Genomic DNA, 12379 nt, shown 5'->3' with positions numbered 1-12379 from the left:
GCCGTTCAGTACGTCAGCTCGAGCACCGTCGTGTGCCCTTGCGCCGCAGGCCAGCTCAGGCCGGTGAGGCGTTCGCCGTTGAACTCGGCGCTGACCGTGCGCTGCGGCGCGCCGGCCGCGATGCGCAGCCGCGACGTCGACTGCCCCGCGCCTTGGGCCGGCACGCCAGCGGGCGGGCTCTGGCCGTCGAATTGCATCGTGTCGCGCTGCGCATCGAAGTAGCCGCGCGGGCGCGAGAAGACGACCACCGCGCCCGCGCCGCTCTCGGCCGGCGCCAGGCGCTCGGTCCGCAGGTTGACAACGCCGCTGCTGCGCACGAACGGGCTGCGGTAGATGTGCGTGGTGCCCTGGCCGGGCACGTCGAGCACGAACTCGTAGCGCGCCGTGGGCTGCGCGCTGAACGGGCCCCAGCGGCCGTCGGCGCCGACCGTCTGCTGGTGCACCGCCTCGCCGCGCCGCGCGCCCGAGGCCGGGTCGACTGCAAAGACCGTGACGCGCGCGCCGGCCAGTGCCAGGTTGTCCGCGCCGATTGCGCGGCCGTCGAGCACGACCTTCGATTCCGGCGCCACCGCCGTGCGGGCCGGCGCCTGGCCGGTCAGGAAGCGCCAGGTCGCCGCGAAGGCCGCCGGCGAGAACGAGGTCTCGCGGTGGTCGACGCGCGGCAGCACGAGGTTGGTCGCGCCCTTGAGGGCGGGCCCGTCGAAGCCGATGTTGGTCGGCTTGCCGGGCGCGCCGATCCACACGCCGTCGGGCTGAGCGTACTTGTCGTTGTTGTCGGAGCGCAGCGTGAGCCACTGCACGCCGGGCGTGACCTCGTCGCCGTTCGGGCCCTTGGGCGCATTGAGCTGCTGCATGAAGGCCGAGAGCCCCGAGAACTCGTTGTTCTCGCGCAGGCCCTTCACCTTCCAGATGCCGTGCGCCGGGTTGCCGCCCAGCACCACGTGGCTCACCACGGCCGCGCCGCCGCCGTTCTGCACGTAGTTGCGGATGGTGTTGCCGCCGCGCGAATTGCCGATCAGCACGACCTTGGGCGCGCCCGTGGCCTTGAGCACCTTCTCGACCTCGGCGCGCAGGAACGCGGCCGATTCGGCGGTGGAGCTGCGCCCGGCCTGCGCAACGGCATCGTCGTCGCGGGCCAGTGGATAGGGTTGGTCGATCGCGAAGAGGCGCTCGCGTGGCCAGCCGTTCGATTCGAAGCGCCAGATCGTGGTCTGCCACAGCGCGGCGGAGTCGCCGTTGCCGTGCATGAAGACGATGGGTGGGCGCTCGGTGGAAGAGGGGGCGGAGGTGGCGCAGCCGGTCAGCCAGGTGACGGCGGCGGCTCCGGCAAGGGCCAAGGCAAGCAGGGTGCGGCGGGAAGGCATGTCTGTCTCTCTCCTGGCAAGGGGCTCGGGCCCCACAAGTGAAAACGCCCGCCGGCGCAAGGCGGGCGGGCGTTGGATGCTATAGAAAAACAGCCGTCAGGCGAAGACACCGGCCGTGTCCTCCATGCGGGCCGACACTTCACCCAGGTGGTGCAGGGTGTCGCCGAAAGTGAGCTCGAGCTGCGTGAGTTTGCGGAAGTAGTGGCTGCCGATGTACTCGTCGGTCACGCCGATGCCGCCATGCAGCTGCACCGAGTTCGCGGCCACGTAGCGCATCGACGTGCCCAGCTGGTACTTGGCGCGGGCCAGTGCCTGGCGGCGTTCGTCGGCCGGGGCGTTGAGCTTGAGCGTCGCGTAGTAGCTCATCGAGCGCGCCAGCTCCAGCTGCATCTTCATGTCGGCGACGCGGTGGCGCAGTGCCTGGAAGCTGGAGATGACCACGCCGAACTGCTTGCGCTGGTTCATGTAGTCGATCGTGACGTCGAGCGTCTTGTCGAGCACGCCGACCGCTTCGGCGCAGGTGGCGGCAATGCCGACATCGACCGCGTATTCCAGCGCAGCCAGGCCGTCGGCCGTGACCAGCGTGGCGTCGGCCTTGTCGAACACGACTTCGGCCGCGCGGCTGCCGTCCTGCGTGCCGTAGCCGCGGGCTTCGACGCCGCTGGCGCTGCGCTCGACCAGGAAGAGGGCGATCTTGCCGTCGACCTTGGCGGGCACGATGAAGGCATCGGCCTCGTCGCCCACGGGCACCACGCTCTTGGCGCCGGTCAGCGAGTAGCCATTTCCGTTCCCGTTCGCCGACTTGACGGCCGTGGCCTCGCACACGTCGAGGCGGTAGCGTGCCTTGCGCTCCTGGTAGGCCAGCACCACGATGGCCTGGCCGCCCGCGATGCGCGGCAGCCAGCTGTCCTTGGTGTCGGCAGCGGCGTAGCCGCCGAGCACGGCACCGGCGATCAGCGTCTGCGCGAAGGGCTCCAGCACGATGCCGCGGCCCAATTCTTCCATCACGACCATGCCGGCCACCGGGCCCATGCCCAGGCCGCCGTCGTCTTCGCTGATGTACAGGCCGCCCAGGCCGAGCTCGGCCAGTTCGTCCCAGGCCTCGCGAGAGAAGCCGCCCTTGGCCTCGATGCCGCGGCGGCGCTCGAAGTCATAGCCCTTGTCGACCCACTTGCGAACGGCGTCGCGCAGCTGGTCCTGGTCTTCCGAAAAATTGAAATCCATGTTGGTGTCTCCTCAGCCCAGGACGGTTTGCGCCACGATGTTGCGCTGCACTTCGTTCGAGCCGCCGTAGATCGTGGTCTTGCGCATGTTGAAGAAGGTCGATGCCAGCGGTGCCAGCGCCGGGTTGCCGCCGGGGAAGTTGCCCTGCCAGCCGGCTTCCATGGCTTCGCGGATGAGCGGCAGCGAGTAGGGACCGCCGGCCAGCATCATCAGCTCGGCGTAGCGCTGCTGGATCTCGCTGCCGCGGATCTTGAGCAGGCCGGCCACGTCGAGCGAGTTCTTGCCCGAGGTGGCGGCCGAGAGCACGCGCAGCACCATCATTTCGAGGGCGACGATGTCGACTTCGAGCTTGGCGATCTCGTCGCGGAAGCGCATGTCGTCGTACACGCCTTCGCTCCTGGCGATGCGCTTGAGGCGCTCGAGCTCGCGCTTGGCGCGGTTCACGTCGGCGATGTTGGTGCGCTCGTGCGAGAGCAGGTGCTTGGCGTAGGTCCAGCCCTTGTTCTCTTCGCCGATGAGGTTTTCTGCGGGCACTTCGACGTTGTCGAAGAACACTTCGTTCACCTCATGGCCGCCGTCGATCAGCTTGATCGGGCGCACGGTGACGCCGGGCGACTTCATGTCCAGCAGCAGGAAGCTGATGCCGGTCTGGGGCTTGCCTTCGTTGCTGGTGCGCACGAGGTTGAACATCCAGTCGCCGTGCTGGCCGAGCGTGGTCCAGGTCTTCTGGCCGTTGACGATGTACTTGTCGCCCTTGCGCTCGGCCTTGGTCTTGACCGAGGCCAGGTCGGAACCCGAGCCGGGTTCGCTGTAGCCCTGGCTCCACCAGACTTCGCCGCTGGCGATGCCGGGGAGAAAGCGCTTTTGCTGCTCGGCGTTGCCGAAGGCCATGATCACCGGGGCCACCATGACGGGGCCGAACGGGATGATGCGCGGCGCGCCGGCCAGGGCGGTTTCTTCCTCGAACAGGTGGCGCTGCACGGCGGTCCAGCCGGGGCCGCCGAATTCCTTGGGCCAGCCGTAGCCCAGCCAGCCCTTCTTGCCGAGGATCTTGGCCCAGCCTTGCAGATCGTCGCGCGTCAGTTCGAGCGCGTTGTGCACCTTGTGCGAAATCTCCTGGGGGAGGTTGTCCTTGACCCATGCGCGAACTTCTTCGCGGAACTTCTGTTCTTCGGGTGTGAAGCTCAAATCCATGCGTGCCTCGCTGTGTTGATCGGTCCACCGCAGACGCGGGGCGTCTCCGGAATTGCGAGTTTTAGCACGGTCGTGCTGCGATCCGGTGTCCGCGTCGCGACAAGCCTGGCGATGCGCCGAGGTCCTGGCAGTGCGGGCGGTCTGGACGGGGCACGGATAATCCCGGCCTCCCATGAAGAACATCGTGATCCTGATCTCCGGCGGCGGCTCGAACATGGCGGCCATCGTGCGTGCCGCCGAGCGCGACCGCTGGGCCGAACGTTTTGGCGCCCGCATTGCCGCCGTCATCAGCAACAAGGTGGAGGCCGGCGGGCTGGCGCTTGCCCGGTCGCACGGCATCGCCACGGCCGTGGTGCCGCACCAGTCCTTCGACAGCCGTGAGGCCTTCGACGCGGCGCTGGCGGAGGCGGTCGACGCCCATGCGCCGGCGCTGGTGGTGCTGGCGGGCTTCATGCGCATCCTGACGCCGGGTTTTGTCGCGCGCTACGAAGGGCGGCTGGTGAACATCCATCCCTCGTTGCTGCCGGCTTTTCCGGGGCTGCACACGCACCAGCGCGCCATCGAGGCCGGTTGCAAGGTGGCCGGGGTGACGGTGCATCAGGTCACGGCCGAACTCGACCACGGGCCCATCCTCGCGCAGGCCGTGGTGCCGGTGCTGCCTGACGACACGGCCGCCACGCTGGCCGGCCGGGTGCTGTCCCAGGAGCACCTGCTGTATCCGCGCGCCATCGCTGGATGGCTTTCAGATACATTGAGTCACAAAGCTTAAAGTTGTTTATATTCGCGGGTTTTCGGGAGCACAAAACTTTGAAAACCCAATCGCTACTGTTGACCTTGGCCACCATGGCCCTGCTGGCCGCCTGCGCCGCCCCGGCTCCTGCGCCGGCACCGGGTGCCGCTGCGGCCGCACCTGTCGCACCGGCGGAACCCGTCTTCCAGTGCAACGCCGAAGGCGCCCGCTTTGCCGTCGGCCAGCAGATCACGCCTCAGCTCGAGGCGGCCGCGCGCGCACGCGCTGGCGCCGGTACGGTGCGGGTGCTCAAGCCCAACCAGGCCGTGACGATGGAACTCAACGCCGGCCGGCTCAACCTCAGCGTGGACGCGCGCAGCCGCGTCAAGGACGTTCACTGCGGCTGAGCGTCGATCGGGGTGAACCGGCGTTGCCGCCGGCCATCGAGTTCGATGGTTTCCTCGAACATCGCGGCGGGCCGGACCCACAGGCCGCGGGCACCGTAAAGGGCGCGGTACAGCGTCATCGGCTCCAGCGTCTCGCTGTGGCGGACGGTGCCGATCACGTCGTACTCGCCGCCCTTGTAGTGGCGGTAGCGACCGGGGGGCGTTTCGATCAGGGGAGGGAGGTCTTCGTCGTTCAACGGGGCGCTTCTTTCTTCGAATAACAACGGTCGGATGTGTATTTGACGGGAGTCGGATGGACCGAGCGGATTTTGTTCACCTGGTTCGCCTGAGCGAGCACGCGAGTGCGGACGACAGCGCGCGCTACCGGCGTGGCGTGGCGGCGTTCGCCGCGCTCGGCTACCTCTGGGTGCTGGCCTGCCTGGGGCTGGCGGTGGGCATTGTGGCCTGGGTGGTCGTCTCGGTGGCCGAGGGGCGCTTCAACTTCACCCGCGGCTGGCTGCTGCTGTTCGCGCTGGGCCTGTTGTGGGCGACCTTGCGTGCGCTCTGGGTGCATTTCGACGAGCCCGATGGCGAGCCGCTCACGCGCGCCGACGCGCCTGGGTTGTTCGAGGCGCTGGACCGCATCCGCGAGCGCATCAAGGGACCGCCGGTGCATCGCGTCTACCTGGACGACAACTTCAACGCCAGCATCCGCCAGGTGCCGCGGTTTGGCCTGTTCGGCGGCGCGCTCAATTCGCTGAGCGTCGGCCTGCCGCTGCTGATGATGCTGGACCGGCAGCGCCTGCTGTCGGTGCTGGCCCACGAATACGGGCACCTGCGCGGCAACCACGGCCGGCTCAGCGCCTGGATCTACCGCACGCGGCTGTCGTGGCTGCGGCTCGATGCCAGCCTGCAGCGCGACGAGGGCGTGATGGCGCTGGTGTCGCAGGCCTTCTTTCGCTGGTACTTTCCGCGCTTTGCCGCCAAGACGTTCGCGCTGGCGCGCCAGGACGAGTACGAGGCCGACCGCATCTCGGGCCGGCTGCTCGGCACGGCGGTGGCCGCGGCCGCGCTCACCGAAGTGGCCATCAGGGGCAACTGGTACGCCAGCGAGTTCTGGCCCTGGCATTGGGCGCGCGCCGAGCGCGAGCCGCTGCCGCCCGGCCCCTTCGCTGCCTTGCGGCAGCGCGCCCGCACGCCGCCGAGCGAGGAGTTCGCGCGCCAGGCGCTGCGCGAGGCGATGCGCCGTGTCAGCGACCTGGACGACACCCATCCGGTGCTGCGCGACCGACTGGAAGCGCTGAACCAGAAGGCCGCGCTGCCGGCCTGGTCGCAGCGGCCCGCGCTCGACATGCTGGCTGACAAGCACAAGTGGATCTCCCACTTCGACAACGCCTGGCGCCGCGCCCACGCGGCCGACTGGAAGCAGCATCACGCGCACCGCTCGCGCATCCGTGAGCGCATCGCGGTGCTGGCGGGCCGCGGCGAGCGCAACACGCCCGACGAGATGGTCGAGTGGGCCGACGCCGAGCGCCGGCTCGACCCAACGGCGCCGGTGCGCGCGCGCTACGAAAGCGCGCTGCGGATCGCGCCGGATCACCCGGGCGCGCTGCGCGGGCTGGCCCAGATGCTGCCTGTGCGCGAGCGCACCGAGCGCCTGGCCGTGCTCGAACGGCTGCACCAGTCGGGCGTGGCCAGTCGCTGGTGGGCGGCCAAGAACGCCGTCGCCTCGCTCGAAGACGCCGAGGCGGGGCCGCACGACGAGCAGGGGCTCAAGCTGTGGCGCGCGCGGCTCAAGGAAGCGGAGGAGGCCGAGGCGCGCGCCTGGGAGGAGATCACCGACACGCCATTCTTCAGCCAGATCTCGCACCACGACCTGAACGACCACGAACTGGGCGAACTGCGCGCCGACATCGTGCGCTGCCTGCCTGTGTCGCGGATGTGGGTGGTGCGCAAGAACCTGCGCGAATTCGCCTGGCGGCGGGCCTATATCGTGTTCATCGAGGTGCCGGGACTCGGCGACGAGGACCGGTGGCACCTGTGCCGCGAGCTCGAACAGACCCTGACCCTGCCGGGGGCGGCGCTGGTGCTCTGGGCGGGGCATTCGCCCACGCTGGAAGACATCGAGCGGCAGGCATTCGGGACCGTCTGGGTGCGCGGCGCCTGAGGCGTTTCGGCCGCAAGACCGGCCGGCTGAGACAATCGGGGCTATGCATCCCAAAGCCCTGTTGGAGGCCACCGCCGATCTGGTCGGCCTGGTCCTGAAATTCGATCACCCGGCCGACCAGGTCGTTTCGCGCTTTTTCCGCGACCACCGCGAGTTCGGCCCGCGCGAGCGCGCGACGCTCGCCGAGACCGTCTACACCGTGCTTCGCAAGAAGCTGCTGTTCGATCACCTGTCGCCCTCGGGCAGCGGTTCGAAGGAGCGCCGCATGGCGATCCTGGGCTTTCATGGCCCGCGCGACTTCCTGAAGAGCGCGCTCAACGACACCGAGAAGCGCTGGCTCGACAACTGCGACGCCGTCAAGCCCGATGACCTGCTCGAACGCCATCGCCACAACCTGCCCGAATGGCTGGTCGCACCGCTCAAGGCGCAGCTGGGCGATGGCTTCTGGCCGATGGTCGAGAGCCTGCAGCAGCCGGCGCCGCTCGATCTGCGCGTCAATGCTTTCACGGACAAACGCTCGGAAGTGAAGGCAGAGCTTGCGAAGGCTGCTATCAAATCTGAAGTGACGCCGTTTTCGCCCTGGGGCTTGCGCATCGACGGCAAGCCGGCGCTGACCAAGCTCGACGCGTTCGTGCGCGGCGCCATCGAGGTGCAGGACGAGGGCTCCCAGCTGCTCGCGCTGCTGCTGGACGCCAAGCGCGGCGAAATGGTGGTCGATTTCTGCGCCGGCGCCGGCGGCAAGACCCTGGCCATTGGCGCGACCATGCGCAACACCGGCCGGCTCTACGCCTTCGACACGTCGGCCCACCGCCTGGACGCGCTCAAGCCGCGGCTGGCGCGCAGCAAGCTCTCGAATGTGCATCCGGCCGCGATTGCCCACGAGCGCGACGACCGGATCAAGCGCCTGGCCGGCAAGATCGACCGCGTGCTGGTCGACGCGCCCTGTTCGGGGCTCGGCACGCTGCGCCGCAACCCGGACCTCAAATGGCGGCAATCGGCCAAGTCGGTGGCTGAACTGACGGCCAAGCAGACCGCCATCCTGCAAAGCGCGGCGCGGCTGGTGAAGTCGGGCGGTCGGCTGGTGTACGCCACCTGCAGCGTCCTGCCGGAGGAAAACGAGGCCATCGCGGAAGCTTTTTCCGTCGCGAACCCCGATTTCGAGCCCGTGGACGCGGCGGAATTGCTCCAGAGCCTCAAGGTGGAGGGCGCCGAGACCCTTTGCGCGGGCGGGGAAGATGGCCGGCGCTACCTGCGTTTGTGGCCTCATCGCCACGCCACCGATGGATTTTTTGCCGCCGTGTGGAACCGGAAATAGGGAGGGGGCTCCAAACTAGGGTAAATCTGCGGTGTGACAAAAGGACAAAAGGCCTCGTTTTGGCCCTGACATCCTAAAATCGCGGGTTACTTACTGAAGGCTGCACCTTCGTGTGGCCATGGAGTACCTGACTCAATGATGCTTCCTGACTCCGCCGTTCTGAACGCGGTCATCCAATGGCTCGGACACGGCCTGTGGGACATTGCCTGGTGGCAAGTCGTGCTGTACACGCTCGTCACTACGCACATCACCATCGCAGCGGTGACGATTTTTCTGCACCGCACGCAGACGCACAAGGCGATGGACCTCGGTCCGATCCCCTCGCACTTCTTCCGTTTCTGGCTCTGGCTCGGCACCGGCATGGTGACGAAGGAATGGGTCGCCATCCACCGCAAGCACCACGCGAAATGCGAAACCGCCGACGACCCGCACAGCCCGCAGGTCAAGGGCATCGACGAAGTCTTCTGGCGCGGCGCCGAGCTGTACCGCAAGGAATCGAAGAACAAGGAAACGATGGAGCGCTACGGTCACGGCACGCCCGATGACTGGATCGAGCGCAACCTGTACACGCGCTACAGCTGGCAAGGCGTGGGCCTGATGCTGGTGATCAACCTGGCGCTGTTCGGCGCGCTCGGCCTGACCGTGTGGGCGGTCCAGATGCTCTGGATCCCGATCACCGCCGCCGGCATCATCAACGGCATCGGCCACTACTGGGGCTACCGCAACTTCGAGGCGGCCGACGCCAGCCGCAACATCATGCCCTGGGGCCTGATCATCGGTGGCGAAGAGCTGCACAACAACCACCACACGTACCCGACTTCGGCAAAGTTCTCGGTCAAGAAGTACGAGTTCGACATCGGCTGGGTCTACATCCAGGTGTTCCAGAAGCTCGGCTGGGCCAAGGTCAAGAAGGTGCCGCCAAAGATGCAGATGGGCGACATCCAGCCCGTGGCCAACGAGAAGACGCTCGAGGCCGTCATTGCCAACCGCTACGAAGTGATGGCCGGCTACGCCCGCGAAATGCGCCGTGCGACCAGCGAGGAAATCGCGGTGCTGAAGGCCAAGGGCGCCGACCTGTCGGTGCTCAAGGCCGCCAAGCGCTGGCTGCATCGCGACGACGACAAGGTGCCCGCCTCGGCGCGCACCCATCTGGTGCAGGCCCGTGCCGCGCACCCAGTGCTCGACAAGATGGTCACGATGCGCGAAGAGCTGCGTCAGCTCTGGTTGAACACCTCGCAATCGCGCGAGCAGCTGGCGGCCGATCTGGCGGCCTGGTGCCACCGTGCGGAAGCCAGCGGCATCGCCGGCCTGCGCGAGTTCTCGACCCGCCTGCGCGCTGCACGCGCTTGACGAAGCAAAGGGGCAGCGCCTCGCGCGCTGTTGCTCTCGCTCAATAAAGAAGCCGACCTGAGGGTCGGCTTTTTTTGCGCCTGCTTTTTCTGCTTTTGCAAAAATGACAGGCAATAAAAAACCCGCTGGTGAGCAGCGGGTTTTTTGGGAGAGCAGGCTGAATTACTTCAGCTTGATTTCCTTGTATTCGACGTGCTTGCGTGCCTTGGGGTCGAACTTCATGATCGACATCTTTTCAGGCATCGTCTTCTTGTTCTTGCTCGTCGTGTAGAAGTGGCCGGTACCCGCGGTGGATTCCAGCTTGATCTTTTCGCGTCCGCCTTTGCTCGTTGCCATGATTCAGCTCCTTAAGCTTGGCCGCGGGCACGCAGGTCTGCGAGCACGGCATCGATACCGTTCTTGTCGATCAGGCGCAGTGCAGCGCTCGAAACGCGCAGGCGAACCCAGCGATTTTCGGTCTCGACCCAGAAACGGCGATATTGCAGGTTCGGCAGGAACCGGCGCTTGGTTTTGTTGTTGGCGTGGGAAACGTTGTTTCCGACCATCGGGCCTTTGCCCGTTACGTCGCATACGCGTGCCATGTGGACACTCTTTCTTGAACAGCTGGCACCGGCGCAATCAGGGCGATTGCAGGGTGTTTTGCAGCTTGACCTCGCCAGAAACGGGTGGCGGTACCCCGGATTTGCCGCAACCCGACTCCCGATAGGAGCTGGACCTTATTTCGGCAAAGCCTCGGATTATAGCCCTTTCGGGGTCGGCTGGGCCGGCAGGGACGCAGATGCGGGAAACCAGGCCCGGCGGGCCGGTGTCCCGTACGCGAGGAAGGCCTCAGTGCTCCTCGAGGAAGCGCTGCGCGTCGAGGGCGGCCATGCAGCCCGTGCCGGCGCTCGTGATGGCCTGACGGTAAATGTTGTCCTGCACGTCGCCGGCGGCGAACACGCCGGGCACGCTGGTCATCGTCGCAAAGCCCTTCAGGCCCGAGCGGGTCACGATGTAGTTGTCCTTCATTTCCAGCTGGCCCTGGAAGATGTCGGTGTTTGGATGGTGGCCGATCGCGATGAAGCAGCCCTTGAGCGTGATCTCTTCGGTGGCGCCAGTCTGTGCGTTCTTGATGCGGATGCCCGTCACGCCCGTGTCGTCGCCGAGCACCTGGTCGAGCTCGCTGTGCAGCTTCAGTTCGATCTTGCCTTCGGCCACTTTTTCCATGACCTTGTCGATCAGGATGGGCTCGGCGCGGAACTTGTCGCGGCGATGCACGAGCGTCACCTTGTTTGCGATGTTGGAGAGGTACAGCGCTTCTTCGACGGCCGTGTTGCCGCCGCCGATCACGCAGACCTCTTGCTCGCGGTAGAAGAAACCGTCGCAGGTCGCGCAGGCGGAGACGCCGCGGCCCATGAACTTTTCTTCGGAATCCAGGCCCAGGTACTTGGCCGATGCGCCTGTGGCGATGATCAGCGAATCGCAGGTGTAGGAGCCGCTGTCGCCCGTGAGCGTGAACGGGCGCTGGCTCAGGTCGACCTTGTTGATGTGGTCGAACACGATCTGCGTCTTGAAGCGTTCGGCGTGTTCGAGAAAGCGTTGCATCAGCTCCGGGCCCTGGACGCCGTGCACGTCGGCCGGCCAGTTGTCGACCTCGGTCGTGGTCATGAGTTGGCCGCCTTGCGCGATGCCCGTGATGAGCAAAGGCTGGAGGTTGGCGCGTGCGGCGTAGACGGCGGCGGTGTAGCCGGCCGGGCCGGAGCCCAGAATGAGAACCTTGGCGTGTTGGGGTGCGGACATGAGTAGAAAACCTAGGATGGACGCTGCGTCAGCGTGTACATTTTCAGGGTGGTAGCGATACGTGGGGAGTATCACCGCCCGGTTCAACACCGGGTGCACGGTGTTTTCAATGCGCGCGATTGTAGTAATCCATGGGCTCGGCATCAGGATCACATCAGCGTGCTGTTTCAGGGATTGATTAATGTCGATGCTGTCCAACCTTGAATTGCTTCGGCGCGTTCCCTTGTTCGCGTCGTTGACGGCCTCGCAGTCCGCAAGCATTGCGGATGCGATCATCAAGAAGCGTTTCAAACGCGCCGAGGTCGTCGTGGAGCAGGGCAAGAAATCCGATGCGCTATATATCATCCTCACCGGCCGTGCCCGCGTCACGAGCGCCGACAGCCGCGGCCGCGAGGTGATCCTGGCCACGCTGCATCCCGGTGACTATCTCGGCGAGATGAGCCTGATCGACGACGAGCCGCATTCGGCCACCGTGCGCACCGAAATCCAGTGCGATGTGCTCATGCTGGGTCGCGACGCCTTCGCGCGCTGCCTGCCCGAGAACTCCTCGATGGCTTACAACATCATGCGCGGCCTGGTGCAGCGCCTGCGCCACGCCGACCGCAAGATCGAGTCGCTGGCGCTGATGGACGTGTACGGCCGAGTGGCCCGCGCGCTGCTCGAGTTCGCCAGCCAGGACGGCCTGGGTAATCTCAAGGTCCGCGACAAGATCTCCCGCCAGGACCTGGCCAAGATGGTCGGCGCGTCGCGCGAGATGGTGAGTCGCGTCATGAAGGATCTGGAAGAGCGCGGCTTCGTGCAGTCCCAGGAAGACGGCTCGGTGATCATCAAGGACCGGCTCCTGACGCTGACCTGAGCCCATAGGCCGGG

Annotated in this window: 13 protein-coding genes; 6 read left to right on the top strand and 7 right to left on the bottom strand. The window is 66.5% G+C overall.

The window, feature by feature from the left end; translation table 11 throughout:
* Positions 1-5: 5 nt before the first annotated feature.
* From ASD34_RS02485 to ASD34_RS02475, 3 genes are all read right to left on the bottom strand, one after another.
* The gene (locus tag ASD34_RS02485) at positions 6-1364 is read right to left on the bottom strand and encodes an alpha/beta fold hydrolase (RefSeq protein ID WP_056572321.1); all 1359 of its coding nucleotides are present in this window, start codon (positions 1362-1364) and stop codon (positions 6-8) included.
* 96 nt (positions 1365-1460) lie between these two features.
* On the bottom strand, positions 1461-2588 hold the full coding sequence (locus ASD34_RS02480; RefSeq protein WP_056572320.1) for an acyl-CoA dehydrogenase family protein: 1128 nt from the start codon (positions 2586-2588) through the stop codon (positions 1461-1463).
* A 12-nt stretch (positions 2589-2600) separates the two neighbouring features.
* Complete coding sequence (locus ASD34_RS02475; protein WP_056572318.1) at positions 2601-3782, bottom strand: acyl-CoA dehydrogenase family protein; 1182 nt, start codon at positions 3780-3782, stop codon at positions 2601-2603.
* 172 nt (positions 3783-3954) lie between these two features.
* Between ASD34_RS02475 and purN the strand changes: the two genes are divergently transcribed.
* Positions 3955-4551, top strand: coding sequence for a phosphoribosylglycinamide formyltransferase (purN, locus tag ASD34_RS02470; protein ID WP_056572316.1), 597 nt, complete (start codon positions 3955-3957; stop codon positions 4549-4551).
* 38 nt (positions 4552-4589) lie between these two features.
* On the top strand, positions 4590-4919 hold the full coding sequence (locus ASD34_RS02465; RefSeq protein WP_056572313.1) for an I78 family peptidase inhibitor: 330 nt from the start codon (positions 4590-4592) through the stop codon (positions 4917-4919).
* Here the strand turns inward: ASD34_RS02465 and ASD34_RS02460 are convergent.
* A complete protein-coding gene (locus ASD34_RS02460) occupies positions 4907-5155 on the bottom strand; it encodes a DUF1653 domain-containing protein (RefSeq protein WP_056572311.1) in 249 nt (82 codons plus the stop codon). The genes ASD34_RS02465 and ASD34_RS02460 overlap by 13 nt on opposite strands.
* A gap of 56 nt (positions 5156-5211) precedes the next feature.
* Between ASD34_RS02460 and ASD34_RS02455 the strand changes: the two genes are divergently transcribed.
* The 3 genes from ASD34_RS02455 to ASD34_RS02445 all read left to right on the top strand — a co-directional run bounded on the left by ASD34_RS02455 (position 5212) and on the right by ASD34_RS02445 (position 9730).
* Positions 5212-7065, top strand: a complete 1854-nt coding sequence (locus tag ASD34_RS02455; RefSeq protein WP_056572309.1) for a M48 family metalloprotease — start codon at positions 5212-5214, stop codon at positions 7063-7065.
* 43 nt (positions 7066-7108) lie between these two features.
* On the top strand, positions 7109-8380 hold the full coding sequence (locus ASD34_RS02450; protein ID WP_056572308.1) for an RsmB/NOP family class I SAM-dependent RNA methyltransferase: 1272 nt from the start codon (positions 7109-7111) through the stop codon (positions 8378-8380).
* Positions 8381-8515: 135 nt separating this feature from the next.
* Entirely contained in the window at positions 8516-9730 is a 1215-nt protein-coding gene (locus tag ASD34_RS02445) for a fatty acid desaturase (RefSeq protein ID WP_056572307.1), read from the top strand.
* 162 nt (positions 9731-9892) lie between these two features.
* Here the strand turns inward: ASD34_RS02445 and rpmG are convergent, their stop codons facing one another.
* The 3 genes from rpmG to trxB all read right to left on the bottom strand — a co-directional run bounded on the left by rpmG (position 9893) and on the right by trxB (position 11509).
* On the bottom strand, positions 9893-10066 hold the full coding sequence (gene rpmG, locus ASD34_RS02440; protein WP_007830291.1) for a 50S ribosomal protein L33: 174 nt from the start codon (positions 10064-10066) through the stop codon (positions 9893-9895).
* A gap of 11 nt (positions 10067-10077) precedes the next feature.
* A complete protein-coding gene (gene rpmB / locus ASD34_RS02435) occupies positions 10078-10311 on the bottom strand; it encodes a 50S ribosomal protein L28 (RefSeq protein ID WP_007830293.1) in 234 nt (77 codons plus the stop codon).
* 247 nt (positions 10312-10558) lie between these two features.
* On the bottom strand, positions 10559-11509 hold the full coding sequence (gene trxB, locus ASD34_RS02430) for a thioredoxin-disulfide reductase (RefSeq protein ID WP_056572306.1): 951 nt from the start codon (positions 11507-11509) through the stop codon (positions 10559-10561).
* 181 nt (positions 11510-11690) lie between these two features.
* On the opposite strand from trxB, the gene ASD34_RS02425 reads away from it, so the two are divergent.
* Positions 11691-12365 (top strand): Crp/Fnr family transcriptional regulator, encoded by a 675-nt coding sequence (locus ASD34_RS02425; protein WP_056572305.1) that lies wholly within the window; start codon positions 11691-11693, stop codon positions 12363-12365.
* Positions 12366-12379: the final 14 nt, after the last annotated feature.

It is taken from the genome of Variovorax sp. Root473 (genome assembly GCF_001426505.1).
Classification (GTDB): domain Bacteria; phylum Pseudomonadota; class Gammaproteobacteria; order Burkholderiales; family Burkholderiaceae_C; genus Variovorax.
The sequence above is the reverse complement of the archived record's forward strand: the minus strand, read 5'-3'. Positions and strand labels throughout refer to the sequence as shown.